General features: G+C 68.0%; 26 protein-coding genes and 1 riboswitch. Of the genes, 8 read left to right on the plus strand and 18 right to left on the minus strand.

Going from position 1 to position 26,956, the window contains the following annotated elements; all coding sequences use genetic code 11:
- A partial coding sequence (locus tag JMF86_RS05695) for an AAA family ATPase (protein ID WP_201316787.1) occupies positions 1-2,014 on the plus strand: 2,014 nt, incomplete at its 5' end.
- On the plus strand, positions 2,011-2,415 hold the full coding sequence (arfB, locus tag JMF86_RS05700) for an alternative ribosome rescue aminoacyl-tRNA hydrolase ArfB (protein ID WP_201316788.1): 405 nt from the start codon (positions 2,011-2,013) through the stop codon (positions 2,413-2,415). The genes JMF86_RS05695 and arfB, both read left to right, overlap by 4 nt.
- Before the next feature lie 51 nt (positions 2,416-2,466).
- On the opposite strand, the gene JMF86_RS05705 is transcribed toward arfB, so the two are convergent.
- The 5 genes from JMF86_RS05705 to thiC form a co-directional block, all read right to left on the minus strand.
- Positions 2,467-3,747, minus strand: a complete 1,281-nt coding sequence (locus tag JMF86_RS05705) for an EAL domain-containing protein (RefSeq protein WP_201316789.1) — start codon at positions 3,745-3,747, stop codon at positions 2,467-2,469.
- A 545-nt stretch (positions 3,748-4,292) separates the two neighbouring features.
- Positions 4,293-5,219: a DMT family transporter gene (locus JMF86_RS05710; RefSeq protein ID WP_027807505.1), complete on the minus strand. Its 927-nt coding sequence runs from the start codon at positions 5,217-5,219 to the stop codon at positions 4,293-4,295.
- 144 nt (positions 5,220-5,363) lie between these two features.
- Positions 5,364-5,618 carry a hypothetical protein gene (locus JMF86_RS05715; RefSeq protein WP_201316790.1) on the minus strand — a complete coding sequence of 85 codons (255 nt, stop codon included), beginning with the start codon at positions 5,616-5,618 and terminating at the stop codon, positions 5,364-5,366.
- 224 nt (positions 5,619-5,842) lie between these two features.
- Positions 5,843-6,055 (minus strand): glycine zipper 2TM domain-containing protein, encoded by a 213-nt coding sequence (locus JMF86_RS05720; RefSeq protein WP_011545020.1) that lies wholly within the window; start codon positions 6,053-6,055, stop codon positions 5,843-5,845.
- A gap of 251 nt (positions 6,056-6,306) precedes the next feature.
- Entirely contained in the window at positions 6,307-8,238 is a 1,932-nt protein-coding gene (thiC, locus tag JMF86_RS05725; protein WP_201316791.1) for a phosphomethylpyrimidine synthase ThiC, read from the minus strand.
- Positions 8,239-8,362: 124 nt separating this feature from the next.
- Positions 8,363-8,479, minus strand: a riboswitch (TPP riboswitch).
- 270 nt (positions 8,480-8,749) lie between these two features.
- Between thiC and JMF86_RS05730 the strand changes: the two genes are divergently transcribed.
- The 3 genes from JMF86_RS05730 (at position 8,750) to JMF86_RS05740 (ending at position 10,552) form a co-directional block, all read left to right on the plus strand.
- Complete coding sequence (locus tag JMF86_RS05730) at positions 8,750-9,025, plus strand: pentapeptide MXKDX repeat protein (RefSeq protein ID WP_041489178.1); 276 nt, start codon at positions 8,750-8,752, stop codon at positions 9,023-9,025.
- 76 nt (positions 9,026-9,101) lie between these two features.
- On the plus strand, positions 9,102-9,734 hold the full coding sequence (locus tag JMF86_RS05735; protein WP_053526313.1) for a cytochrome b/b6 domain-containing protein: 633 nt from the start codon (positions 9,102-9,104) through the stop codon (positions 9,732-9,734).
- A gap of 29 nt (positions 9,735-9,763) precedes the next feature.
- Entirely contained in the window at positions 9,764-10,552 is a 789-nt protein-coding gene (locus JMF86_RS05740; protein WP_201316792.1) for a molybdopterin-dependent oxidoreductase, read from the plus strand.
- Positions 10,553-10,586: 34 nt separating this feature from the next.
- Here the strand turns inward: JMF86_RS05740 and JMF86_RS05745 are convergent, their stop codons facing one another.
- Positions 10,587-10,868 carry a helix-turn-helix domain-containing protein gene (locus tag JMF86_RS05745; RefSeq protein WP_011545024.1) on the minus strand — a complete coding sequence of 94 codons (282 nt, stop codon included), beginning with the start codon at positions 10,866-10,868 and terminating at the stop codon, positions 10,587-10,589.
- Positions 10,865-11,218: a type II toxin-antitoxin system RelE/ParE family toxin gene (locus JMF86_RS05750; protein ID WP_124467074.1), complete on the minus strand. Its 354-nt coding sequence runs from the start codon at positions 11,216-11,218 to the stop codon at positions 10,865-10,867. Before JMF86_RS05750 ends, JMF86_RS05745 begins: the two co-directional genes overlap by 4 nt.
- Positions 11,219-11,728: 510 nt before the next feature.
- Between JMF86_RS05750 and JMF86_RS05755 the strand changes: the two genes are divergently transcribed.
- A complete protein-coding gene (locus JMF86_RS05755; protein ID WP_201316793.1) occupies positions 11,729-12,931 on the plus strand; it encodes an EamA family transporter in 1,203 nt (400 codons plus the stop codon).
- Between the two features lie 21 nt (positions 12,932-12,952).
- Here JMF86_RS05755 and JMF86_RS05760 read toward each other — a convergent pair whose 3' ends face one another.
- The 11 genes from JMF86_RS05760 to JMF86_RS05810 form a co-directional block, all read right to left on the minus strand.
- On the minus strand, positions 12,953-14,152 hold the full coding sequence (locus JMF86_RS05760) for an MFS transporter (RefSeq protein ID WP_011545027.1): 1,200 nt from the start codon (positions 14,150-14,152) through the stop codon (positions 12,953-12,955).
- A 187-nt stretch (positions 14,153-14,339) separates the two neighbouring features.
- The gene (locus tag JMF86_RS05765; protein WP_011545028.1) at positions 14,340-15,164 is read right to left on the minus strand and encodes a phosphodiesterase; all 825 of its coding nucleotides are present in this window, start codon (positions 15,162-15,164) and stop codon (positions 14,340-14,342) included.
- An 82-nt stretch (positions 15,165-15,246) separates the two neighbouring features.
- Positions 15,247-16,278 carry an ABC transporter ATP-binding protein gene (locus JMF86_RS35410; RefSeq protein WP_011545029.1) on the minus strand — a complete coding sequence of 344 codons (1,032 nt, stop codon included), beginning with the start codon at positions 16,276-16,278 and terminating at the stop codon, positions 15,247-15,249.
- A gap of 14 nt (positions 16,279-16,292) precedes the next feature.
- On the minus strand, positions 16,293-17,195 hold the full coding sequence (locus JMF86_RS05775) for an ABC transporter permease (RefSeq protein ID WP_011545030.1): 903 nt from the start codon (positions 17,193-17,195) through the stop codon (positions 16,293-16,295).
- Between the two features lie 10 nt (positions 17,196-17,205).
- Positions 17,206-18,030 (minus strand): ABC transporter permease, encoded by an 825-nt coding sequence (locus JMF86_RS05780; RefSeq protein ID WP_011545031.1) that lies wholly within the window; start codon positions 18,028-18,030, stop codon positions 17,206-17,208.
- A 17-nt stretch (positions 18,031-18,047) separates the two neighbouring features.
- Positions 18,048-19,076 (minus strand): ABC transporter substrate-binding protein, encoded by a 1,029-nt coding sequence (locus tag JMF86_RS05785; protein WP_041489179.1) that lies wholly within the window; start codon positions 19,074-19,076, stop codon positions 18,048-18,050.
- A gap of 80 nt (positions 19,077-19,156) precedes the next feature.
- The gene (locus JMF86_RS05790; protein WP_011545033.1) at positions 19,157-20,182 is read right to left on the minus strand and encodes a substrate-binding domain-containing protein; all 1,026 of its coding nucleotides are present in this window, start codon (positions 20,180-20,182) and stop codon (positions 19,157-19,159) included.
- 799 nt (positions 20,183-20,981) lie between these two features.
- Positions 20,982-21,968 carry an SDR family oxidoreductase gene (locus tag JMF86_RS05795; RefSeq protein ID WP_011545035.1) on the minus strand — a complete coding sequence of 329 codons (987 nt, stop codon included), beginning with the start codon at positions 21,966-21,968 and terminating at the stop codon, positions 20,982-20,984.
- A gap of 154 nt (positions 21,969-22,122) precedes the next feature.
- On the minus strand, positions 22,123-23,127 hold the full coding sequence (locus JMF86_RS05800; RefSeq protein WP_054927571.1) for a zinc-binding dehydrogenase: 1,005 nt from the start codon (positions 23,125-23,127) through the stop codon (positions 22,123-22,125).
- Positions 23,128-23,226: 99 nt separating this feature from the next.
- Complete coding sequence (locus JMF86_RS05805; RefSeq protein ID WP_011545037.1) at positions 23,227-23,655, minus strand: DoxX family protein; 429 nt, start codon at positions 23,653-23,655, stop codon at positions 23,227-23,229.
- A gap of 75 nt (positions 23,656-23,730) precedes the next feature.
- A complete protein-coding gene (locus JMF86_RS05810; protein WP_011545038.1) occupies positions 23,731-24,852 on the minus strand; it encodes an alkene reductase in 1,122 nt (373 codons plus the stop codon).
- A 156-nt stretch (positions 24,853-25,008) separates the two neighbouring features.
- On the opposite strand from JMF86_RS05810, the gene JMF86_RS05815 reads away from it, so the two are divergent.
- Both JMF86_RS05815 and JMF86_RS05820 read left to right on the plus strand, forming a co-directional pair.
- Positions 25,009-25,908, plus strand: a complete 900-nt coding sequence (locus JMF86_RS05815; protein WP_006476390.1) for a LysR family transcriptional regulator — start codon at positions 25,009-25,011, stop codon at positions 25,906-25,908.
- 147 nt (positions 25,909-26,055) lie between these two features.
- The gene (locus JMF86_RS05820; protein ID WP_011694242.1) at positions 26,056-26,682 is read left to right on the plus strand and encodes a flavin reductase family protein; all 627 of its coding nucleotides are present in this window, start codon (positions 26,056-26,058) and stop codon (positions 26,680-26,682) included.
- Positions 26,683-26,956 lie beyond the last annotated feature (274 nt).

The following is a 26,956-nucleotide window of genomic DNA, read 5'->3' on the forward strand; positions in this document are numbered from 1 at the left end:
CGCGCGCGGCGACGAACGGCCGCTGATCGTCGACCGGCTCGATCACCTGTACCTGTCGCGCTATTTCGATTACGAACGGCGGCTCGCCGATGCGCTCGTCGCGCAGGCCGGCGTCGCCGCGCCGGACGAAGGACTGTCGCCCGACCGGTTGCGCGACAGTCTCGCCCGTTACTTCGGGCCGGCCACCGGTGAAGTCGACTGGCAGCGCGTCGCGGCGATCGTCGCGCTGACGGGCCGCGTGACGATCGTCAGCGGCGGGCCGGGCACGGGCAAGACGACGACCGTCGTCGGCGTGCTGGCCTGTCTGCTCGACGCGCACCCGGGGCTGCGCATCGCGCTGGCCGCACCGACCGGCAAGGCCGCGCAGCGGATGCAGGAGGCGCTGCACGCGCGCGCCGGCGATCTGCCGCCCGAGCTCGCGGCGCGCCTGCCCGACACGTCGTACACGCTGCATCGGCTGCTGGGCGGCGGCGGGGCAGCCGGCTTTCGGCATCATCGCGACAATCCGTTGCCGTACGACCTGATCGTCGTCGACGAGGCGTCGATGATCGACGTCGCGCTCGCCGCGCATCTGCTCGACGCGCTCGCGCCGGGCGCGCGGCTCGTGTTGCTGGGCGACAAGGACCAACTGGCGGCGGTCGAGGCCGGCGCCGTATTCGCGGAGCTGAGCGCGCGGCCGGCGTTCACCGCCGCGGCGCGCGCGCGCATCGCGCAGGCGCTGGGCATCGACGAGGCGACGTTCGTCGCGGCGTTGCCGGCGCCGGACGAGGCGGCGCCGGTAGCGGTTCCGGCCGCGCAGCCGGTTTCCGCTTCCGCACGGGCTCCGGCGTCGCCATCGGCATCCGCGCCTGTTTCGCGCAAATCGGCGCTTCGGTCGTCGAAAGTCGATGCGCGACAGGCGTCGCTGTTCGACGACGAACCGCAGGATGACGAAGTGTCGTCGACCGACATCGCGCCGCCCCCGCGCGCCGAGTCGGCACTGACCGCCGATGCCGGCGCACCAGACGGCAAGGCACCGGCCTGGATCGAGGCCGACGAACTCGCGTGGCTCGACACCGTCGAGCTGCCGCCATTCGACGCAGGCGATGCGGCGCTTGCATCGATGACGGCGCCCGCATCGCCATTGGCCGGCGAAGCGGCAGCCGCAGCCGCGTCCACCGGCACGCCCGCCGCGGCGCCGCTCGCGGACTGCGTCGTATGGCTCGAACGCAATTACCGCTTCGGTCTCGATTCGCCGATCGGGCGGCTGTCGCTCGCGATCCGCCGCGGCGACGTGCAGGCGGCGCTCGAAGCGCTGCCCGCCGACGATTCGGCCGCCGCATCGTTTCACGACGATGCGGGCGACACGCTGGCGTCGTCGACGGTCGAGCGGCTCGCCCGGCGTTTCGGCGTCTACCTTGACGCATTGCGCGATGCGCTGGCCGCGCCGGCGCCCGATCCGCTGCCGCTGTTCGACGCGCTCAACCGGTTCCGGATCCTGTGCGCGACCCGCAGCGGCTCGCGCGGCGCGGAACACGTCAATGCGCTGGTGGCCGCGCACGTGCGGCATGCGGCGCGCGTGCCGCTCGCGGTCGGCGCGCACTGGTTCACCGGGCGGCCGATCATGGTCACACGCAACGACTACGCGCTGGGGCTGTTCAACGGTGATATCGGCATCGCGCTGCCAGACGCGCATGGCGTGCTACGCGTGTGGTTCCGGCGCGCGGACGGCACCGCGCGCGCGGTGTCGCCGGCTGCGCTGCCGCCGCACGAAACGGCTTTCGCGCTGACGGTGCACAAGTCGCAGGGCTCGGAATTCGACGAGGCGGCGCTCGTGCTGCCCGCGTCGTTCGGCCGGGTGCTGACGCGCGAGCTGGTCTATACGGCCGTCACGCGCGCCCGCACGCGCGTGCAGGTGATCGGGCCGCGGCGCGTGCTGGCGCAGGCGGTCGCGACACGCACGCAGCGCGATTCGGGGCTCGCGGCCCGCGTCGACGAGGCGCTTGCCCGGCGCCGCACGGAGGTTTCGCGATGATGATTCGCTACACGCTCGATCCGACCGAGGTCGAATGGACGGCCGTGCGCGCGCAGGGCGCGGGCGGGCAGAACGTGAACAAGGTGTCGAGCGCGATTCATCTGCGCTTCGACATTCGCGCGTCGTCGCTGCCGCCGGTCCTCAAGGAGCGGCTGCTTGCGCTGTCCGACCAGCGCATCACGCGCGACGGCATCGTCGTGATCAAGTCGCAGGAATATCGGACGCAGGAGAAGAACCGCGAGGCCGCGCTGGCACGGCTCGATACGTTGATCGGCAGCGTCGCATACACGCCGCGTGCCCGGGTCGCGACGCGGCCGACGCGTGCGTCGAAGGAACGGCGGCTCGAGCACAAGTCGCGCCGCAGCACGGTGAAGTCAGGACGAGGGAAGGTGATCGACTGACGAGCGAAGGGCCGGTGCGGGTCGCAGGCGAACGTGCGCCGTGCGCGCCGGCTACCGCATCACGGTTCCGGCGCTGTCGAGCACGAAGTCGACGCAGAACACGACGAGCCGGCTCTGCGCGCGGATCGCGACGGCGGCCGTATAGCAGTCGCGGCCTTCCGTCAGCGAGAAGTGCGGCCCCATCAGCGCGACGCGCCCGGGGGCGGCGATCGCGCGCTGGAAATACGGGCGTCGCGACCAGTTGCTGTGGGTTTCCGGGAACAGCGGCGCGAGACGCGTCACGCTCGCCTGGCTGTCGTCGGGCGGTGCGCCGATCGACGGCAGGAACTGTTCGCCGGTCTCGTCCGTGACGAACACGCGACGCGCGGCCGGCACCGCGAACACGCGTTGCGCGGCGTCCTGCAGGTTGCCGCTCGCTGAAAACGCGGCCGCGCCGCCGAGCACGAGCCGTTCGATCGCGTCGAAGCCGGGCTGCTCGGGGGCCACCGGCGTGTGCCGGCGGGCGAGGAAGCGCCGCCACGCGGCATCGAGCATCGCGGGTGCCGCGGCGCTCGCGTGCGCGATCGATGCATCGGGCTGGCCGAACTGGAAACCCTGCACGAAATCGATGTCGGCTTCCATCAGCGCCTGCAGCGCGTCGTCGCTTTCGACGCCTTCGGCCAGCACCATCGCGCCGGCCTGGTGCAGCATCGACACGAGGTGATGCATGATGCGGCGATCCTCGGCCGAGCCGGTCGATCGCTCGACGAGCGAACGGTCGAGCTTCACGATGTCGGGCCGTGCCCGCCACACGCGGTCGAAGTTCGAGAAGCCGGTGCCGAAATCGTCGATCGCGATCAGGAAATCGCGATGCTGGATCATGTCGATCGTGCGGGCGAGCGCGGCTTCGTCGCGCGCCGGCTGCTCGATCACCTCCAGCACGATGCGATTCGGCGGCAGTGCGAAATGCCGGCACAGCGCCTCGACGAACTCGCGCTGCACGAGGCCCGTGTCCAGCACGCGCGGCGTCACGTTCAGGAACAGCCAGCCGTCGCCGATCCCCTGCGCGACGAAGTTGGCCGTGTGCAGGCAGCGCGCGAGCCGGTCGAGCAGCAGCGCGTCGGCGTCGCCGCGCGCCTTGTCGAACAGGGCGGTGGGCGACGCCAGCGCGCCGTTGTCGTCGACGACGCGCAGCAGCGCCTCGTAGCCGACGACGCGCTTGTGCGTGATCGACAGCACGGGCTGGAACACGCTGCGCAAGGTCGTGGTGCGATAGGTGGCGAGCCAGCCCTGGGGCGTCGGCGTGAGGCGTTCGAGCAGGGCGTCGAGCGACAGGTCGCGGGTGGACTTCATGTCAACGGTGCCCGGCAGCGGACGGCGGGGCGGCGGCGCATCGCCACGCCGATGCAGCCGCATGCGCAGGCGGACGCAAAAGAACGTGGAGCATCGAGACCGCCTTCTGCGGATGAGTTTTCCGAGTGTAACGGGATTGCCGCGGCGCGCGTATCAGGGTAACTCCAGACGCAAACGGTACACCGCGATTCCAGCCCGTGCCCGGCGGCGCGGCGACGGGCGCCGCGTGCATGCGTACGGTGCATGACCGTCGCGAAACGAAGCGCGCCGCAGCCAGCGGCAGATGACAATCTCGAGACAGAGCCTCGGCATGACCGTGCGTCGCCGCGGCGCGACGCGCAGGCCGATGCGGGAAATCCCGGCGGCGGCCGCCGCCGTCAGACGAATGAGGCGAATGCCCGCGCGTCATGATGCGATCCGCGGCCCGTCGGCACACCCGCGTCGCGTCGTCACCGGTACTGTCGCGCGACGGGCGACGGGCGACGGGCGACGGGCGACGGGCGACGGGCGGCCGGCCGCAGTTCGTGCGCCCCGCTCGCCGATCGTCAGGCCGCCTCGCCGCCGCGCGGTCGGACGCCGGGAATCCGCTTGATCACGCCGGTTGCGAGCGCGGTGCCGACGAGCACGATCGCGCAGCCTTCGATCATCACGGCCGACACGTGTTCGCCGAGGAACAGCGCGCCCCACAGCAGCCCGAACACCGGGATCACGAACGTCACGGTAATCGCACGGGCCGGCCCGACATGCGCGATCAGGTAGAAGAAGATGAAATACGCGATGCCCGTGCACGCGACGCCGAGGGCGAGCACCGCGCTCCATGCGTGCACGCCGACCGGCGCGGCCGGCCAGGTCGCGATCGCGAACGGCAGCAGCAGGAGGGTCGAGCCGATCATGCTGCCGGCTGCGTTGACGAGCGGATCGACGCCGCTGAGCTTGCGTTTCGTATAGTTGGCCGCGATGCCGTACAGCAGCGTCGCACCGAGCGCGGCCGCCGCGGCGAGCGCGGTCGCGCTGGCGCCCGTGTCGCCGTGCGCGTTCGCGACCTGGTTCCACACGAGCGTGAGCACGCCGGCAAATCCGATGACGAGCCCGAGCGCGCGCGGCAGCGACAGCTTGTCCTTCAGCCACAGGTAAGCGACCAGCGCGCCCCACAGCGGCGTGGTCGCATTGATCACCGACGTCACGCCGGCCGACAGCGTCAGCTCGGCGAACGCGAACAGGCAGAACGGGATGCCGGAATTCAGCGCGCCGACGACGAACAGCGGCCACGCATGACGGCGCAACCGGGCGCCCAGATCGGCGGGTTTGAAGCGCGTCAGCGCGAAGCCCGCGAGAAACAGCGCGCCGATGCCCACGCGCAGCGCCATCAGCGGCGCGACGCCGAAATCGACCACGCCGACTCGGATAAACAGGAAGGATGCGCCCCACAGGGCGGCGAGCACGGTCAGCAGGAAAGCGTTCTTGGGTGACATCGATCGGGCCGGGGCGAGACGGGATGCGAAGAATCTTACACCGCGTTACCGCACCGTCGTTTCAGGATCGGATGAAACGACAAGAAACGGGAATTCCGCCGCTTACGGCGGAATAGTCGGCCACGCGCGGCACGACCGCTCAGATCAGTGATGACGCCAGCTGCCGCGTCCGCCGAAACCGAAATTGAGCGACAGCGCCGGGCCCCAGTAACCGCCCCACGCGGGCGCATACGCCGGCGCCGGATAGTAATAGGCGGGGGCCGGATCGACATACACGGGCGCGGGCTGTACCGGCACCGGCGCCGCCGTGTAATAGCCGCCCGGATAGTAGCCGTAGGGGTAGTAGCAGCCGGCAAGCGTCGTGCACGCGAGCGCCGCGGCGACGAAGGTCCTCTTCATGATGTGTCTCCGGCGGAGCCGGCCATCGGCAGATGCTTCAAGCTTAGGCCGCGGACCGATGACACGGTATGAAAAACGGTAACCGATCATTTCCGGGCGGCGCGGCCGCGCCTTTGCGGCACGGCATACGAAACATACGAAAACGGCGCTTCCGCATCGCGGAAACGCCGTTGAACCGACCGACCTGCAGCTGGGCGACGCCCAACCGGCCGATGTCGCGCTCGTTACTTGCCGACCTGGTTACCGATGATGCCGCCGGCCGCCGCGCCACCCAGCGTCGACAGCGCGTTGCCGCCGATCGCCGCGCCGGCCACGCCGCCGACACCCGCACCGATTGCCGTATCGCGCTGGCGTCGCGACATCGAATCGCAGGCCGACAGGCTGGCCACGGTCGCAACGAGAAGAGCGCATACCCCAAAACGCCGAATCGAATTCATGATCGTTGTCCTTGTGGTAGTGAACGGAAGGCGCACGACCGGCTGGCGGCCGCGCATGACTTCAATCTACGCGCCGTCCCGCGACGCTGCTGTAAGGACTTGTTAAGGCCCGCGCGGTTTCGTAATCAATTGTTTCGCACCGGATTGGCAGGCACACGGCATGCGCAACAGGCACACGGCACGCGCAAAAAAGCCCGCTCGAAAGCGGGCTTCGTGCATCGCGACGCGAGCCGGTGCGGCTCGCCGCGCGCTTACTGACGGTGGTAGATCTCGGCGCCGGTCTTCACGAACTCGACCGCCTTGACCTCCATCCCTTTCTTCAGCGCTTCGGTTTCCGACACGCCCTGCTGCGCCGCGAACTCGCGCACGTCCTGCGTGATCTTCATCGAGCAGAAGTGCGGGCCGCACATCGAGCAGAAGTGCGCGACCTTGGCGGAATCCTTCGGCAGCGTCTCGTCGTGGAATTCGCGCGCCTTGTCCGGGTCGAGACCGATGTTGAACTGGTCTTCCCAGCGGAACTCGAAGCGCGCCTTCGACAGCGCGTTGTCGCGCACCTGCGCGCCCGGGTGGCCTTTGGCGAGGTCGGCGGCGTGCGCGGCGAGCTTGTACGTGATGATGCCTTCCTTCACGTCGTCCTTGTTCGGCAGGCCGAGATGTTCCTTCGGCGTCACGTAGCACAGCATCGCGGTGCCGAACCAGCCGATCATCGCGGCGCCGATGCCCGACGTGATGTGGTCGTAACCCGGCGCGATGTCGGTGGTGAGCGGCCCGAGCGTGTAGAACGGCGCTTCCTTGCACCAGTCGAGCTGGAGATCCATGTTCTCCTTGATCAACTGCATCGGCACGTGGCCGGGGCCTTCGATCATCACCTGCACGTCGTGCTTCCACGCGATCTGCGTGAGTTCGCCGAGCGTCTTCAGTTCGCCGAGCTGCGCTTCGTCGTTCGCGTCGTAGATCGAGCCGGGACGCAGGCCGTCGCCGAGTGAGAAGCTCACGTCGTACGCCTTCATGATCTCGCAGATCTCTTCGAAGTGTTCGTACAGGAAGCTTTCCTTGTGATGCGCGAGGCACCACTTCGCCATGATCGAGCCGCCGCGCGACACGATGCCCGTCATCCGGTTCGCGGTGAGCGGCACGTACTGCAGGCGCACGCCCGCGTGGATCGTGAAGTAGTCGACGCCTTGCTCGGCCTGCTCGATCAGCGTGTCGCGGAAGATTTCCCAGGTGAGGTCCTCGGCCTTGCCGTTGACCTTTTCGAGCGCCTGGTAGATCGGCACCGTGCCGATCGGCACCGGGCTGTTGCGGATGATCCACTCGCGCGTTTCATGGATGTGCTTGCCGGTCGACAGATCCATCACCGTGTCGCCGCCCCAGCGGATCGCCCACGTCATCTTGTCGACTTCCTCGCCGATCGACGACGTGACGGCCGAGTTGCCGATGTTCGCGTTGATCTTCACGAGGAAGTTGCGACCGATGATCATCGGCTCGGATTCCGGGTGGTTGATGTTCGCCGGGATGATCGCGCGGCCGCGCGCGACTTCGTCGCGCACGAATTCCGGCGTGATCTCGGCGAGCGAGTTCGCGCCGAAGGCCGCGGCGCCGAACGCCTGGCCCGGATGCTGGCGGCCCATCATCGCGGCGAGCTTCGCGCCGTTCGGGCCGCTCGACTTCAGGCTCTCGATGTACTCGGCGCGGCGCTGGTTCTCGCGGATCGCGATGTATTCCATTTCCGGCGTGACGATGCCCTGACGCGCGTAGTGCATCTGCGTGACGTTCTTGCCGGGCTGCGCGCGGCGCGGATTGCGGTGCAGGCCCGGAAAGCGCAGGTCGGCCGTGGCCGGATCGGCCGCGCGCTCGAGGCCGTACTGGCTCGACAGGCCGGGGAGCACTTCGGTGTCGCCGCGCGCCTCGATCCAGCGCTGGCGCAGTGCGGGCAGGCCCGCGCGGATGTCGATCTTCGCGTCCGGATCGGTGTAGGGGCCCGACGTGTCGTACACGTAGATCGGCGGATTCTTCTCGCCGCCGAAGCCGGTCGGGGTGTCGGCCTGCGTGATCTCGCGCATCGGCACGCGGATGTCGGGCTGCGAGCCGGTTACATAGACCTTTCGCGAATTGGGCAGCGGCGCGACGGCGGCGGCGTCGACGTGCGCGTCGGCAGACAGAAACTTCGGATTGGCGTTCATGCAATCTCCTGTGCGGGCGCCGGACAGGCGCTGCGGCGCTTGCCCGGAGCCCTTGACGAATGTGGGGCTCGAGCTAAGCAGGAGACGAGGCTTGGTGAGGCGGCGGATTTCGTCAGAAGGATGGCGGCGAAATCCGTACGCTTCCCTGCGCTGGCATTATCCAGATCAGGTTCAAAGGGTATTTCTCACCCGCAATGCCGGTTGTTTGACCGAACGCATTGCAGGACCCCCGCGTTAGCAAGGGCACACGATACACCGGCTTGGCGGTGGTTTCAACCGGGTGCGAAGCCGATGCCGCCGGGCGGCGGCCGGATCGCGGCCGGCGAACCGGGCAGGGTGCACCGCAGCAATCCCGACTGCCGAACGGCGTCCCGGCCGGGCCGGATAGCGCCAGGCGGTGCAGCATTCGCGTCTTCATTTTCGGCGTCTAGAATTTTTTTTGACATCGCTGTCATTTCCGGCGGTGTGCTCCGTCTATTCGGCTCCCAAACCCATGTATCGGAGAGATGTCATGAAAAACGTATTCCTCGCCGCCTGCGTCGCCGCACTTGCCACGATCGCAACGGGCGCCCATGCGCAGAACGACGCCATGTCGAAGGACGGCACGTCGATGTCGAAAGACGCGATGGGCCACGACGCGATGGCCAAGGACGATGCGATGGCCAAGGACGGCGCGATGAAGAAGGACGGCATGAAGAAGCACGCGATGAAGAAGGATGCGATGGGCCACGACGCGATGAAGAAGGGCGATGCGATGAAGAAGGACGCCATGAGCCCGTCGAACTGACGAATGCGGGCGGGGCGCGGCCGGCCGGTTACCGGCACACGTCGCGTCCCGCTGCATCATCCCGGGAGTCTTCATCATGCAAACGGTTCCTGTCACCGATCGCGCGAGCGTGCCGCCGCCCGCGCCGACGATCCATCCGCGGTGGGTGCGCGCGAGCCACTGGCTCAACGCGCTCGCGGCGATCCTGATGGCGTTGTCGGGCTGGCGTATCTACGATGCGTCGCCGATCTATCCGGCGTTCACGTTCGCGCACGGCATCACGCTCGGCGGCTGGCTCGGCGGCGCGCTGCAATGGCATTTCGCGGCGATGTGGCTGCTGGTCGGCAACGGGCTGTTCTATCTCGCGATGTCGATCGCGACGGGGCGCTTCGCGCGCAAGTTGCTGCCCGTGACGCCTGTGTCGGTGTGGCGCGACGTGCGCGCGGCGCTCGGCGGGCGGCTGTCGCACGACGACCTGAGCGTCTACAACGCGGTGCAGCGTGCCGCATACCTGACAGCGATCGTCGATCTCGTCGTGCTGGTGCTGTCGGGGCTCACGATCTGGAAATCGGTGCAATTTCCGCTGCTGCGCGAGCTGTTCGGCGGTTACGACAACGCGCGCATCGTGCACTTCTGGGCGATGGCGCTGCTGGTCGCATTCGTCGTCGTCCATGTCGCGATGGCGTTGCTGGTGCCGCGCTCGCTGCTCGCGATGCTGCGCGGCCGTTGACCCGCGCGACGCGGGCGAAGGAACTCATCATGTCGGAATCCGAAAAAAACCACGGCGCGCCGCGCTGGACGCTCGACCGGAAATCGCTCGAGCTCGACGTGCGCCGCGAACTCGAGATGCCGTCGAGACGGCTCTTCAACCGGCGCGTGCTGACGCTCGGCGGCCTCACGATGCTGACCGGCTGCACGCTGCAGGACGACGCGTCGGTCAACACGTTCCTCGAGAAAGTGTCGCGCATGAACGATCGCGTGCAGGCTTGGTTGTTCAACCCGAACCGGCTCGCGCCGACCTACACCGAAGCCGACATCACGCGGCCGTTTCCGTTCAACGCGTACTACGGGATCGACGAAGTGCGGCACGTCGACGAGTCGACCTATCGCCTCGTGCTGTCCGGCCGTGTAACGGGCAAGCGCGTGTGGACGCTCGACGAGCTTCGCGCGCTGCCGCACGCGGAACAGATCACGCGGCATATCTGCGTGGAAGGGTGGAGTGCGATCGGCCGCTGGGGCGGCACGCCGTTCGGCACATTCCTCGCGCGCGCCGGCGCGGACACGCACGCGAAATACGTCGGCTTCAAGTGCGCGGACGACTACTACGAAAGCATCGACATGCCGACCGCGCTGCATCCGCAGACGCTGCTCGCATTCGATTACGACGGCCGCCAGCTGCCGCCGGAATACGGGTTTCCGATGAAGCTGCGGATGCCGACCAAGCTCGGCTACAAGAACCCGAAGCACATCATGGAAATTTTCGTGACGGATACGTTCCCGGGCGGCTACTGGGTCGATCAGGGCTACAACTGGTTCGGCGGCTCGTGAGCGGTGCGCGCGGCGTGCACGGCGTGCGCACGCGTCATACGGATTCGCGCACCTGGAGATCGACGCGCAGGCCGACTGCCGAGGCCATGTTCACGAGCGCGTCGAGCCCGAACAGGTTGATCTTGCCGCGCATCAGGTCGGAGACGCGCGGCTGCGTGACGCCCAGCTGCTTCGCGGCCTCGGCCTGACTCAGTTCGAGCCGCGCGATGCGCTGCTTGAGCGCGATCATCAGTTCGGAGCGCAGCTTCATGTTCGCGGCTTCCGCCGGCTCGCTTTCGATTGCGTCCCAGACGTTCGCGTAGCGTTCATTGGTCATCGTTTCAACTCCATCATCAGCGTCCGATAGCGGCGGGCGGCGAGGTCGATATCGGTCTTGTTCGTGCGCGTCGATTGCTTGCGGAAGCAGTGCAGGACGTAGACGGCCTCGGTGAAAGTCGCGACGTAGACGATCCGGAATGCGCCGCTTGCATCGCGCAGGCGAATTTCCCGCACGCCGACGCCGATCGTGCGCATCGGTTTCCAGTCGTCGGGTGCGAGGCCGCGCTGCACCTGGTCGATCTGGTGGCCGGCTTCGCGTCGCGCAGGCAACGGAAAGCCGCGGAGATCGGCCAGCGCGCTGCCGACGAAAACGACGGGCTTCGGCGGAAGAATGTCTGGATTATACAAAATTTTGTATGGGCTGTGCAGGTGGCGGAAAGAAGCTGCGGGCGCCGCCAGGGGCGCGCGCCGTCCGTCACGATAGGCGCGTCACGGCGCACCGATGCACAAACTGGCCGTCAGGCCGATGCTGGATCAAGGGTTGCGAAGGGTGGCGCAGGCGTGTCGCCCACACGCCAGCGATTCCCCCATTGCGTATCCGGCCCCGGATTTCACCGGTCCGTCGCGCGAAAAATGTCGCGCCGAAACATCAGTCGATATCTTTCAGACAGGTCCGACGATGCTTTCGAATCCTTGATGCCATAATGCCGAGCGTGTGCAGCCGACGCGGTTGCGCACGTTTTTTTTGCCCCGTTTTTGTCCCTTTGCCGCCGCTTGCCGGTTCTCTTTCGTCGCCGTTCGCACTGCCATGTCGTTCCGCACGTTCGCTCTGCCTTCCCGGTCCCGCGTGGACCGTTTGCCGGCATCGCCGGCGTCTTTCAGCGGAGCACGCGGCGTGACGTGCGGGCGGGTGGCGCGATGACGCCGCTCGACCGCCTCCTCGATTTCCTCGCCCGCTTTTCGTTCCGGATTCGCCTGCCGCAAAGCCGCGGCGGCCGCGTGGCGCTGGCGCTCGTCTTCATCTATTTCGTCTGGGGTTCGACCTACAGCGGGCTGCATTTCGCGCTGCAGTCGTTCCCGCCGCTGCTGCTGTCGGGGTTGCGCAACCTGCTCGGCGGGATCGGCCTGTTCATCTTCGCGCTGCGGCGCAAGCCCGAATGGCCGACGCTGCTGGAAATCCGCAACTCGGCGATCGTCGGCACGATGCTCGTCGCGCTGTCGTCCGGCACGATCGCGCTCGGCATGCGCACCGTCAGCAGCGGTTCGGCCGCGGTGATGGTGGCCACGGTGCCGCTGTTCGCGACCGTGATCGCGGCGGTGGCCGGGCGGCCGGTGACGAAGGGCGAATGGGCGGCCGTCGCGCTCGGGATGGTCGGCATCGTCGTGCTGAATTCGGGCGGCGCGGCCGCCGCGAACTCGGCGCTCGGCACGATCTGCGTGCTGGCCGGCGCATTGTTCTGGGCGGGTGGCGCGCATCTCGCGACGCGGCTCAAGCTGCCGTCCGACCTGTTCCTGTCGACGTCGCTGCAGATCGGCCTCGGCGGCCTGATGTCGACGATCGTCGCGTGGCTGCTCGGCGAACGCGTCGAACAACTGGCCGTCGGGCCCGTGTTCGCGTTCGTGTACCTGATGGTGTTCTGCACGATGGCCGCGTACGTCGCGTACGGCTACCTGATCCGCCACACGAGCCCGATCATCGCGAGCAGCTGCATGTACGTGAACCCGATCGTCGCGGTCGCGCTGGGCGCGCTGCTGCTGGGCGAACCGGTGACGATGGCGACCGTGGTCGCGACCGTCGCGATCCTCGGCAGCGTCGGGTTGTCGTTCGTGTTCGATCCGGCGCGCCGGCCCGCGGCCACTACGGCCACCGCTCCGGCTCAGGCTACCGCTGCCAGTTCGCCGGTCGTGGCGGCCGAGCAGGCGGTGACGGTGGACGCTTCGCCCGTCGTCGAGCAGATCGCGACGCCGGATGCGCCGCCCATCCTCGCGCCTTCCGCCGTCCCGCTCGCGGTGCCGACGCCTGCGGCCGTGATGGACCCGGCCGCAGTGATCGAGCCCGCCCCGGCGTTCGCGACGCCGCCCGCCGCCGCCGAGCCGGCCGTTTCGCGCACCGACGCGTGACGCCGCGCTGGCCGGTCGCGCTCAGCCGCGCCGGCCGCCGCGATGGTGGGACCAGCCGGCGAGTGCGGTAAACAGCAGCCCGGCCGCGCACATGCCGATCCAGCCGAACGCGCGCCATGCGGCGACGCCGGCCGACGAGCCGAGCGCGCCGCCGATGAAATAGCACACCATGTACACCGTGTTCACGCGGCTGCGCGCCTCCGGCTTCAGCGCATAGATGCGCGACTGGTTCGAGATCTGCGCGGCCTGTACGCCCACGTCGAGCACGATCACGCCGATCACGAGCCCGACGAGGCTCGACCCCGACAGCGCGAAGATCACGAACGACAGCGCGAGCAGCACGATCGCGAGCGAGATGACCGCGCGCGGGCCGCGCGTGTCCGCGGAGCGGCCCGCATACGGTGCGGCGAGCGCGCCCGCGGCCCCGACGATCCCGAACAGGCCGGCTGCCTGCGGGCCGAGATGGAACGGCGCGCCGGCGAGCAGCAGCGTGAGCACCGGCCAGAATGCGCTGAACGCCGCGAACAGCGCGGCGCCCGTGAGCGATGCCTCGCGCAGCCCGCGCAACTCCACGGCCAGATCCCACATCGAGCCGAGCAGCTTGCCGTACGACAGCGTCGACGTCGGCGAGCTGCGCGGCAGCCGCAGCACGATCACGACGGCGAGCGCGACGAGCGCCGCGACGGATGCGGCGAACACCGCCCGCCAGCCGAAATACTCGGCGATGAAGCCGGCGGCGGTACGCGCGAGCAGGATGCCGAGCAGCAGGCCGCTCATCACGGTGCCGACCGCATGGCCGCGTTCGGCCGGCGGCGCGATTTCGGCGGCGAACGGCACGGCCTGCTGCGCGATGGTCGCGAGGATGCCGATCGCGAGGCTCGCGAGCGCGAGCACGACGAGCGACGGCGCGGTGGCCGCCACGATCAGCGCGATCGACAGGCCGGCGATCTGCAGCAGGATCAGCCCGCGGCGATCGAAGCGGTCGCCGAGCGGCGCGAGCAGGAACATGCCGGCCGCATAGCCGAGCTGCGTCGCGGTCGGTACCGCGCCGATCCACGAGGCGCCGTCCGGAAAGGACGCGCGGAAGCTGTCGAGCAGCGGCTGGTTGTAGTAGATGTTCGCGACCGATACGCCCGCGATCGTCGCGAGCAGCAACAGCAGGCTGCGCGAGTAGTGGGGCGAGGCGGCGTCGGTCGGACGGTCGGTGGAGGTGGTGGACATGGCGGCGGACACGAAGTTGGGCGGCGCGGCAGACGGCGCACGCGTCGGGTGCGCAGGCAGGCCGGGCGCCGGTCGAGGCTGCCGATCATACCGGAGCGACGTGAATCCTGCCGGCGGCGAGCCGGCATAACCGGCATAACCGGACAACCAGCCGGCCGCCGGTCGTCACGGCACGCGCGCCACATCGTCAGTCGACCAGCTCGCCCGTCGGCTCGTAGAACGGATACGGCCCCGCGCCTTCGTCCACATAGACGTGATGCGATGTCATCCCCGTATCGGGCGCATGGTGATGGACTGCGAACGCCGGCGGTTCGAGCCGGAATGCGGACGGCGCATCGGTCCGCAGGTCGAACGCGACCTGGTGCGCGGGCGACGGCACCGCAGCCGCGAGCGTGCCGCCGAAGCGGGTGAACATCGTGCGGTGCACGTGACCGCACAGCACGCGCTCGACGTTCGGATGGCCGCGCAGCAGCGCATCGAGTTTCGCGGCGGCGGCGGGCGCGAGACGCAGCTTGTCCATGTGGCCAATGCCCGACACGAACGGCGGGTGATGCAGCGCGACGATCACCGGGCGGTCGCGTGCGGCGTCGAGCTGCGCGGCAAGCCACGCGAGCCGGGCGTCGCACAGGTCGCCGTGGCTCGCGCCCGGCACCTGCGAATCGAGCGCGAGTACGCGCACCGCGCCGACGTCGAGCGCGTACTGCACGAATTCGCCGTCCTGCAACTCGGCGCGATCGGCGAACGCGCGGCGCAATCCGGCGCGGTCGTCGTGATTGCCGATCATCAGGTAATACGGAATCTCGAGCGCCGCGAGCAGCCCGCGCAGGTTGCCGTACTCTTCATCGTGGCCGAAGTCGGTCAGGTCGCCGGTGACGAGCACGGCGTCGGGGCGCGGCACGAGTGCGTTCAGCTTCGCGACGCAGCGCGCGAGCGCGGCCGCCGTGTCGACGCGCCGGTACGCGAGCTGGCCCGGCCGCTTGATGTGGAGATCGCTGATTTGAGCAAGCAGCATCGTCGTTCCTCGGAATCTCTGGTTGTTGTCGCGGCGGCGTGCGCCGCCATGGGGGCTGCCTGGATGATGCCCGATCGACGGCTTACGCGCCGAGCGCGATCAGGCCTTCCGGCGCGATCGTGAGGCCGACCGCCGTGCCGCGCGCAAGCGCGATGCGGCCCGGCACGTCGATCACGAGCGCGTCGGGCGCCGCATGCTCGATCGTGAGCCGTGTGCGTTCACCGAGGAACGCACACGCGCCGACCGCGCCGCGCAGCGGCGCAAGCGCGGGATCGGCGAGCTGCGCGTCCTCGGGGCGGAAGAACCATTCGTCGGCCGCGTGCGGCGTGACGATCGCGCCGCCCGTCGTTGCGAGCGCGCCGTCGCGCCATTGGCCCGCCAGCCGGTTCAGCGTGCCGATGAACTGCGCGACCGTGCGGTTCGCAGGGTGGTAGTAGATCTCGCGCGGCGTGCCGATCTGCTCGATGCGGCCCGCGCCCATCACGACGATCCGGTCGCCGAGTTCCATCGCTTCGGCCTGGTCGTGCGTGACGTAGACGGTCGTCACGCCGAGTTCGCGCAGCAGCGTGTTCATGTCGCGGCGCAGCACGTCGCGCAGCTTCGCGTCGAGCGCGGTCAGCGGTTCGTCGAGCAGCAGCACGCGCGGCCGCACCGCGAGCGCGCGTGCCAGCGCGACGCGCTGACGCTGGCCGCCCGACAGTTGATCGACCGGTTTGTCCGCATGCGCGTCGAGCCGCATCATCGCGAGCAGTTCGTCGACGCGTTCGCGCAGCGCACGCGGCTCGGTCTTGCGGATCTTCAGCCCGTAGCCGACGTTGCCGCGCACCGTCAGGTTCGGAAACAGCGCGTAGTTCTGGAACACCATGCCGACTTGCCGGCGTTCGATCGGCAGTGCGGTGACGTCGTCGTCGCCGAATGCGATCGTGCCGCCGGCATCCGGCGTGTCGAGGCCGGCGATCAGGCGCAGCGTGGTCGTCTTGCCGCAGCCGGACGGCCCGAGCAGCACGAGCGTTTCGCCGGCGCCGATCGACAGGTCGAGCGGTTCGAGCACGCGTGTACCGCGGAACGTCTTCGCGCAGCCGGTCAGGGTGATGGGAGTGGAATCGAGTTTCATGTCTGCAGGAAAAGTCAGCGTGGGCGCTTCTTCAGCGCACGCGTACCGGACGGATCGACGCCGAGCCATTGCATCGCGACGAGCAGCGGCAGCGTCATCAGCAGGAACAGGATCGTGTACGCGCTGCCGACTTCGAGGCGCAGCGACGCATACGTGTCGGCAAGCCCGACCGGCAGCGTCTTGGTGTCGGGCGTATGCAGCATCCAGGTGAGGTTGAATTCGCCGATCGACAGCGTGAGCACCGCGAGCGCACCGGCGACGATGCCGGGCCGCAGGTTCGGCAGCACGATCGTGACGAAGCGCGTGACGAACGATGCGCCGAGGCTCGCCGCGCCTTCCTCGAGCGTGCGCAGGTCGGCGCTGGCCGCGACGGCCGCGACCGCGCGCACCATGAATGGCAGCGTGAACACGACGTGGCCGACGACGATGAACCACAGGCTCATCCGGAACGCGGTGAAGCCGCCGTACACGACCAGCAGCGCGAGCGCCGAAGCCAGCCCCGGCAGCGCGACCGGCAGCACGAGCGCTTCCTCGATCGCACGCGCGATGCGGCTCTTGCTGCGCGCGAGCGCATAGCCGGCCGGCACGCCGACCGCGAGCACGATCGCGAGCGTCGCGAACGCGACGTAGAGCGACAGCGCGACCGAGCCGTGATACTGCTGCCACACCTGCTCGAGCCAGCGCAGCGTGAGGCCGCTCGACAGGCCGCGGAAATAGTTGACGGTTAGCCCCGCGAGCACCGACATCACGACGGGCACGATCAGGAACGCGCACAGCAGCAGCGTGACGCCCCATTGCAGCGCGGCGATCGCGCGTGCACCGGCGACCCGCGGCGCGTGCCGGGCGGCAGGTTTCGCTGGCAGGGAAGCCGGCACAGGTGCCGGGGAGGGCGCGGAAGAGCCGGAAAGCGATGTCATGCGGAATTCCTCAGGCCGCGGCGGCGGCGGTGTGACCGGTGAAGCGTCGTGCGAGCGCGAGCACGGCCCAGGTGACGACGCCGAGCACGATCGACAGGCCGGCCGCCGTTGCGATGTTCGCGTTCAGCGTGAACTCGGTGTAGATCGTCATCGGCAATACGTTCAGGTCGGTGGCGAGCGTGAACGCGGTGCCGAACGCACCCATCGCGGTCGCGAAGCAGATCGCGCCGGCCGCGATCAGGCCCGGCGTGAGCGCGGGCAGCACGATGTCGACGAAGATGCGCCACGGCGACGCGCCGAGCGAACGCGCGGCTTCCTCGAGCGACGCGTCGAGCTTCGACGCGGCCGCGATCACGGTGACGATCACGCGCGGAATCGAGAAGTACAGGTAGCCGATGAACAGGCCCGCCACCGAATACGCGAATACGAACTTGTCGCCGGTGAGCTTCGCAGACAGCATGCCGATCAGCCCCTGGCGTCCGGCGAGCATGATCACCATGAAGCCGACCACGACACCCGGGAACGCGAGCGGAAACGTCAGCAGCGCGAGCAGCACGCGCTTGCCGGCGAATTCGCGGCGTGCGAGCAGCAGGCCGGAGATCGTCGACAGCGCGAGCGTCGCGAGCGTGACGCCCGCGGACAGCGCCACCGTCTCGCCGAGGCTCTTCATGTAGCGTGCATTGCCGAGCAGCGCCGCGTAGTGCGAGAAGAAGGCGCCATCGGCGGACACCTGCACGAGCGACGCCATCGGCAGCAGCCAGAACGCGGCGAATACCGCGAGCGCCGGCGCGACGAGCGCGACGCGCCAGCGCAGCGGAAAAGTCAGGTCGAGCATGACGTGGGGCCGGCCGCTTACTGCATCACTTGCAGGTACTGCTGGCCGAACACCTGCTGGCCGGCCGCCATCTTGCCGAAGTCGACCGATTTCGCTCGCGCGTATTCGCTCGCCGGCAGGAACTTCGCGGCGATGTCGGCGCCGAGCGCCTGCGCGCGCACCGGACGCAGGTAGGCGTTGGCCCACAGCTTCTGGCCTTCGTCCGACAGCACGAAATCGAGCACCTTCTTGCCGTTCGCATCGTGCGGCGCGCCCTTCACGAGGCTCATCACGTACGGCACCGCGATCGTGCCTTCCTTCGGGATCACGAATTCGACGTTCGCGTTGTCCTTGTATTTCGCGCGATACGCATCGAAGTCGTAGTCGAGCAGGATCGGAATCTCGCCGGACAGCACGCGCGCATACGCGGTCTGCTTCGGCACGATCGGCGCGTTCGCCTTCAGCTTGCGGAACCAGTCGAGGCCCGGCTTGAAGTTGTCGAGGCTGCCGCCGAGCGCCTGGTTGACGGCGACCGCGCCCGCGTAGCCGACGAATGCGCTCGACGGATCGAGATAGCCGACCATGCCCTTGTATTCGGGCTTCAGCAGATCGGCCCACGAACGCGGCACCGGCTTGCCGTCGAGCGCGTCCTTGTTCACGAAGAAGCCGAGCGTGCCCGAGTGGATCGCGAACCAGTAGCCTTGCGGGTCCTTCAGGTTCGCGGGAATGTCGTTCCAGTGCGCGGGCTTGTACGGCGCGATCACGTCCTTGTCCTTCGCCTGGAACGCCGACGACACGCCGAGGTAGACGACGTCGGCCACCGGGCTCTTCTGCTCGGCGATCAACTGCGCGATCGACTGGCCCGAGTTCTTGTTGTCGAACGGCACGCGGATGCCGGTCTTCTGCTTGATCGCCGCGATCTGCGCGGCCCAGTCGGCCCATTCGGGCGGGCAGTTGTAGCAGATCGCCGTTTCGTCGGCGTGGGCCGCGGGGGCGCCGGCGACGAGCGCGGCGAAGGCGAGCGGCGCGGCAAGCGCGCGCAGCAGCGAGGTCAGGCGAAAGGACACGGCGAATCTCCGGGCGAGTGGGTGTAGCGCTGGGGTGTGGTTATGGGTGTGTGTGGCCGCGCGGCGCATGCGGTCGGCGCTCAGGCCTTGCGCAGTTGCAGGTCGGCGGCGGGCGGTGCAATCGTCGCGCCGTCGCGTACCGCGTGCGGCAGGATCGTCGACGTGCGGTCGATCGCTGCACCGCCGATACATTCGACGAGACGCTGCCACGCGTGGCGGCCGATGTCGCGGTTCGGCGTCGTGACGCTCGCGAGCGGCGGCGCGAGCAGCTCGCCGATCGCGATCCCGTCGAAGCCGAGCACCGACAGGTCGTCGGGAATCGAGAAACCCGCGCGGCGCAGGCCGCGCATCACGACCATCGCGAGCAGGTCGTTGCTGCAGAAGAGGGCCGTCGGCCGCGTGGCGTGCGCGGTGAGATGCGCGAGCACCGCGTCGGGCAGCTCGGGCGCGTTGAAGTCGACTTCGACGGGCGGCAGCGGCGCCACGCCGCTTTCGTCGAGTGCCTGCGCATAACCGAGATGACGCTGGCGCGCGCGATCCGACGCGGCGAGCGAACCGGCCAGCATCAACACGCGACGGTGACCGCGCGCGGTCAGCAACCGCACGCCGTCATAGGCGGCGCGGCGGTTGTCGACCGACACCGACGGGCGGCGCTGCGTGTCGTTGTGCATCAGCACGTAATGCGGGCCGTCGCGATCGAGCATGTCGAGCAGCGGGTGCGTATCCGCATCGGCGACGGTGAGGATCAGCCCTTCGACGCGCTGTTCGCGCAGCGTCTCGATCGCATGACGTTCGCGCGCCGCATCGTATTCGGTCGTCATCAGTATGAGCTTGAACCCGGCCGCGGTCGCGAGCGCGTCGATGCCTTGCAGGCAGTCGGCGAACACCGGGTTCGACAGCGTCGGCACGACGACGCCGACGAGCCGCGTGCGCTCGCCGCGCAGTTGCCGGCCGAGCGGGCTCGGGCGGAACTGCAGCGTGTCGATGGCGGTGCGGATCGTCTGCAGCGTGGCGGGGCTGACGGTATGCGGCGCGTTGATCGCACGCGAAACGGTGGCGATCGAGAAGCCCGCGAGGGCGGCGACGTCCTTGATGGTCGAGGTCATGAAGTCATGCGATGTAAACGTTTTCGGCCGGGGAATTATCGAAAACGTTTGTGACTTCGCGATGACGCGCGCGACGCTTGTTTCGCGAAAAGCACGACACAAACGTCAGACGGTTGAGGTGGTCAGACGACGCGCGGTCGATTGTATCGGCGGAGGTGGCGGCGTGGGACGAAATCGTCGGCCGTGTGGCATCGGTGTCGTATCGGCGTTGAATGCGAGGGAGGAGGCGATGCTGCGATGGCCGGTGTCGCGATGCGGTGCGGGGAATAAGGGGAACGCATGCGCAAGCAATGGTAGAATCGCGTCCGCCCTCTTGCCGGGGTGATGAAATTGGTAAACATAGCGGACTTAAACGATTGAGTGCCCGGCCGGAAACGGTCGGTGCAGAACCCTTCAAATTCGGCGAAACCCCTGATGCGCGCATCGAGGCAACGCCGAGCCAAGCCTCGCGGCATCCGCGAGGAAGGTGTAGAGACTAGACGGGGGGCGCCTAAGGCGCACGGGCAGCGGTCACGCCCGCGCGCGACGGTGAAGGCATAGTCCAGCGCACGAACGGTTCGCGCACGCGACGCCGGCTTTGAAAGAAGCAGTGTGACGAAAATCCGCCGCCTTAACTGGCTTGCCGGTTCGAGTCCGGTCCCCGGCACCATCGATTGCGTTGATGCGATTCGATTCGATGAAGGTGTGAAAAACCCGCGAGAAATGCAGCGCTCGCGGGTTTTTTGTTTGTGCGGCGTCGCCATCGAGGCGAGGCTGCGACGCCGGCCGGGACATGAAAAATATCGCGGCTTGTCGCGTGTCAGAAAATTCCCAGCCCGCCGTCCGCGCCCCAGACCTGCCCGTTCGCATAGCTCGTTTCCGACGAGGCGAGCGCGACATACAGCGGGGCGATTTCGGCCGGTTGTCCCGGCCTGCCGTACGGCGAGCCCGCCGCATAGTTGACGACCGTCTCCGGTGGCTGGCCGCCGCTCGATTGCAGCGGGGTCCAGTAGGGGCCGGGAGCGACTGCATTGACGCGAATGCCATGCGGCCCGAGCTGCTTCGCGAGCGATCGGGTGAACGCGATGATGCCGGCTTTCGTCGTCGCATAGTCGAGCAGGTTGGCGCTCGCCCTGACTGCCTGGACCGACGTGGTGTTGATGATCGACGCGCCGGGCGGAAGATGCGGGATGGCCGCCTTCGTGATCCAGAACATCCCGTAAAGATTGGTCTTGATCGTTGCATCGAAATGCTCGGTCGTCATCTCGTCGATCGAATCGAGCGCCTGTTGTCGGGCGGCGTTGTTGACGAGAATGTCGATCCCGCCGAGTTCCGCCGCCGCGCGTGCGACCAGCCGCTGGCAGAACGCTTCGTCGCGGATGTCGCCGGGCAGCGCGACGGCTTTGCGTCCTGCTGCCCGGATCAACGCCACGACTTCCCGCGCATCGGATTCCTCGACGGGGAGATAGCCGATCGCGACGTCCGCCCCTTCGCGCGCGAACGCAATGGCTGCTGCCCTGCCGATGCCCGAGTCGCCGCCGGTGACGAGGGCCTTGCGGCCGACGAGCCGGCCACGGCCGCGATAGCTTTGCTCGCCGTGGTCGGGGCGCGGCTGCATCCGGCTCGCGAGTCCCGGCGGCGCCTGGACCTGATGCGGGAACGGCGGCTTCGGGTACAAGCCGACCGGATTCGTCAGGCTCTCCGCGGCTGGCGGCGCGTCGACGGCATGCGCGGCGGACGGACCGAGTGCGGACATCGCAGCCAGTGCGCCAAGATTGCCGATGACCTGTCGGCGCGAGACGCGCATGCCTGCTTCGTTATCGTCGTCTTTCAACGGATGCTCCGTGAGCGAAATCGCGCGTCGTGCTCCGGGTCGTCCGCGCGAAAGTGGGTGATCGCCATACGGCAGGCGAGCTCGCTGGCGCGCGACGACGGTGCCGTCACGCGCCGGTATATCACGATCATTCGACGCGCAGGATCAGCTTGCCGGTCGTCTGGCCGGTTTCGAGCGCGTGATGTGCGTCGGCAATCGCATCGAACCCGTAGCTGCCGCCGATCAGCGGCTTCAGCTTGCCGGTCGCGAGCAGTCCGAACAGTTCGCCGAGTGTCCGGCGCACGACGTGCTCGTTGAGGAACGCGTGCAGCGCGAAGCCGGCCACCGATCGGCTGCCGAAGATCAACGCATTCATCAGCGCCTCGTCGATCGTCAGGAGTTGACCGCTCGCGGCGCCGTAGCTGACGAACCGGCCGTATACCGCAAGACCCGACACCAACGTGCGCGCGACCGTCCCGCCGATCGAATCGAATACGACGTCAGGGCCCTCGCGGCCGGTGGCGTCGCTCAATTGATCGGCCCAGTCCGCGTCGCGATAGCTGATGGCCCGATCGGCGCCGAGCGTTCGCACCGCATGCAGTTTGGCCGGCGCGCCTGCGAGGCCCGTGATCGAGCGTGCCCCGTCGAGTCGCGCCAGCTGGATCAGCATCGAGCCGACGCCGCCGGCCGCGGCAGTGATCGCGACCGTGCGTGCGGCCACGGGCGTCTCGCGCAGCAGCACACGGGCCACGAGCCCCTGCAACATCACGGCGACCGCGTCGTCGTCGGAGACTTCGTCGGGAATCGCGGTAATCAGCGCGGCGCCGAGCGTCACGTATTCGGCGTAGCCGCCGGTCGCGCGCATCGCGCCGAACAGCGGCGCCGCGACGCGTGCGCCGACCCGGATGTCCCGCACGTTCGCGCCGACGGCAGCGACGGTGCCGACGACTTCCGAGCCGGGCACTGCGGGCAGTGTCAGCGCCGGGCCCGGATAGGTGCCGGCACGTTGCAGCGTTTCCGCGAAATTCAGTCCGATACGCGTGACCCGTACGAGAACCTCGTCGGCGGCAGGGGTCGGGCGCTCGATCACGACGGGACGAAGGACAGAAGGATCGCCGACCCGCTCGATCTGGATGGCATGCATGCTGGTCATGGAAACATCTCGCTTGGAATGGGGGCGTTCGCCCCCGGGGATGGATGAAGCGCGGACCCGGATCGGCCGCGCAGTTGTGTGTCGCCGAAAGCCGACGGGTCAGTCCGGCTGTGCGCGGTCGAACGCGAGAGGGCCGGCGCCATGCAGGAACAGCGCGAGCAGGCCGCCTGCCATCGACAGGTTCATCATGAAGAACGTCTGCTGGGTCTGGTCGCCGCCGCCGTGGAAGATCACTGCGGCGATGATCGAGAAGATCGCGAGCCCGAGCGCGGCGAGCCGCGTCATGAAGCCGGTGATCAAGGCCAGGCCGCCGGCGATTTCGACGACGATCACGAGCGGAAGCAGCGCGCCCGACACGCCCATGTGTTCCATGTACTGCTGGGTGCCCGCATAGTTGAAGATCTTGCTGATCCCGGCGCCGAGATACACGCCGGCGATGAGGAGTCGCACGAGGACGGACAGCACGAGGTTGACGACGGGCGTTTGAACGGTTGTTTTGTACAGTGCGCGGTTGATCGAATTGATCATATGGAATTCATAATGAATGAGTGGGTGGATCGTCGATCCGGTCGAGCGACCGACCTGTTGTCGGGCGATTGATGCTTACGCGTCGAGCGTCGGATAGTCGGTGTAGCCGGCTTCACCGCCGCCGTAAGCGGTGGACATGTCCGCGTGCGCGAGCGGGCGATCGTGTCGAAGACGCGTCACGAAGTCCGGGTTCGCGATGAACGGATAGGCGAACGACACGAGGTCGGCATGGCCGTCGTCGAGTGCCTGTTGCGCACGCGCCTTCGTGTAGCCGCCGTTCGCGATGTAGAGCCCGCCGAAGGCACGACGCAATGCGCGGTAGTCGAACGGCGGTGCCTGATCGGCCGCGACCTGCGGAATGCCTTCGACGACGTGAAGATAAGCGGCGAGCCCGGTCAGCCGGTCGGCGAACCGGTCGAACAGCGCCTGCGGTTGACTGTCGGCGATGCCGCCGAAATGCGGTGTGACCGGCGAAATGCGGACGCCCACGCGCGCGGCACTCACGACACGTCCGACCGCCCGCACGACGTCGAGCGGCAGCCGGATACGGTTGTCGATCGTGCCGCCGTAAGGGTCCGTGCGCCGGTTCGTACCGTCGCGCAGGAACTGATCGAGCAGGTAACCGTTCCCCGCGTGGATTTCGACGCCGTCGAAACCTGCCCGCAACGCGGCCTGCGCCGCATGCGAGTATTGCTCGACGATGCCTGGTATTTCATTCGTCTCGAGCGCGCGCGGTACGGGGTGCGGTTTCGGTCCGGCCGGCGTGAATGCCTGTCCGTCCGGCTGAATGGCCGACGGCGCGACGGGCAGGGCGCCGTCGGGCTGCAGATCGGGATGGCCGATGCGGCCGACGTGCGCGAGCTGGACGAAAATCCGGCCGCCTGCGCGATGCACGGCGTCGGTCACGCGTTGCCAGCCGTCGATTTGCGCATCGCTGTAAATCCCCGGCGTGAACGGATAGCCCTTGCCGAGCGGCGAAATCTGCGTGCCCTCCGTGACGATCAGGCCAGCCGACGCGCGTTGGGCGTAGTAGGTGGCGCTGAGCGCGCCGGGTACATCCCCGGCGCCGGCACGGCTGCGCGTCATCGGTGCCATCACGATGCGGTTGCCGAGCGTGATCCCGCCGAATTCGAGCGGGTCGAACAACGTGGCGCGGGTCGATGCCGCCCGGCCGGAAGGAGAGTTGTCGATCGTCATGATTCCATTTGCCTGTCGTGTTCATGGGGCGTCGACGCGCGATCCGGGATGCCCGGCGCGCACGCGTCGAGCGCTGCTGAACAGGAATTTAGGAGAATGCCGTGATCGAAACAATCGTCTAGAATGGATCATTAAAATCGATTTTCTTGATGGATCATGGAGCGAAGCCCCAATCTGGATCAACTGCGCGCGTTCATCGCGGTGGTCGAAGCCGGTAGCTTTTCCGGCGCGGCGCGGCGGCTCGAGCGCGCGCAATCCGTCGTTAGCTACGCGATCGCCAATCTGGAGTCGTTGCTGGGCGTGCCGCTCTTCGAACGGGGCAAACGGCGACCGACGTTGACGGCGGCCGGTGAAATCGTCCTGGCCGACGCACGGCGGCTCGACATGCTGGCGGGCCAGTTGCTGGCGAAGACCGCCGGCCTGCGCGGCGGGGTGGAAGCCGAGCTGTCGCTGGCGGTGGACGTGATGTTTCCACTGGCCAGGCTCGTCGAGGGGCTGCGCGCGTTCGCCGACGAATTTCCGACGGTCGCGCTCAACCTGACCATCGAAGCGCTCGGCGGCGTGATGAAGCTGGTGGTCGACGGCGGCTGCGCGCTCGGCGTCAGCGGGCCCGTGCAAAACTGGCCGGATGTGATCGACGCGACGTCCATGGGAGCGATCGAACTGGTCACCGTCGCCGCGCCCACGCATCCGCTCGTGCAGCGCCGCGGGCGTGTGCCGCTGTCCGAGGCGCGCGAATATACGCAACTCGTGCTGACGGATCGAAGCAAGCTGACCGAAGGGCAGTCGTTCGGTGTGTATGCGACCCGCACATGGAAGACTGCGGACCTCGGCGCCAAGCATCGGCTGTTGCTCGAAGGGCTCGGCTGGGGTTCGATGCCGATGCATTTGATCGAGGACGACCTGCGGCAAGGCCGACTGGCCGTCGTGCGGTTGTCGGATCGCGATGTGATTCGATACGGTATGTCGTTGATCAGGCGGGCCGATCGTGCGAGCGGGCCCGCGACGCAGTGGCTGATCGACCATCTGACGCGTCCTGGCGAACCGGACGCCTGAAGCGCGACGCCGTCTATCCGCTTCACTGCGCCGAAAACGGCGCCATGTGATACTGCCAGGCACGTCGCACGGGCGCCTGCGTCGCCATCGGCAAACGCGTCCCGCTGACAGCCTTCACATCGTTCGCCTCTCGCAACACCACCCGTCATGACCGACTCGACCCATCACTATTACGAACCGTCGCAAGGCCACGGCCTGCCGCACGACCCGCTGAACGCGATCATCGGCCCGCGCCCGATCGGCTGGATTTCATCCCGCGGCAGCGACGGCACGCTGAACCTCGCGCCGTACAGCTTCTTCAACGCGTTCAACTATCGCCCGCCGATCATCGGTTTTTCGAGCACCGCCGCGAAGGACAGCCTGCGCAACGTGCAGGAAACCGGCGAGTTCGTGTGGAACCTCGCGACGCGCGATCTCGCCGAGCGGATGAACCAGACCTGTGCCGCCGTGCCGTACGACGTGAATGAATTCGAACTCGGTGGCTTGACCGCCGTGCCGTCGCGCCTCGTCGACGTGCCGCGCGTTGCGGAAAGCGGCGTGAACTTCGAATGCAAGGTGACCGACGTGATCCGGCTGCGCGATCATCACGGTGTCGAGACGCCGGCCACGCTGGTGCTGGGCGAGGTCATCGCGGTCCATATCCGCCATGACCTGCTGAAGGACGGCATTTTCGACACGTTCGGCGCGGGCATCATTCTTCGTGCGGGCGGCCCGTCGGCCTACGTGCACGTGACGCCCGACAGCCGCTTCGACATCTTCCGTCCCGACGCGTGATCGATCGCGCGCCGCAGTAAGCCGGCAAGCGGGCGCACGAGCGCCCGCACCCGACGAAAGACCCTGCTGAAATCCAGGATTTCACGGGGTCTTTTGCTTCGTACCCTCACATGATCGGGACGGCGCCGATCCGTCCGTTCCTTGCTGCCCGCTCGCTGCCGCCGGCCCAACGACGATGCGCCGCAGCAAACCCGTCCGTCGCTAAAGCCAACCGCCGCACGCACGTGCCGACGACCGCCCCCATGGCAAATCTGCTCATCACGAACGAGCGGCT

The sequence above is a fragment of the Burkholderia sp. E168m15 genome, from assembly GCF_016586105.1.
In the GTDB taxonomy this organism is placed as follows: Bacteria; Pseudomonadota; Gammaproteobacteria; order Burkholderiales; family Burkholderiaceae; genus Burkholderia; species Burkholderia orbicola.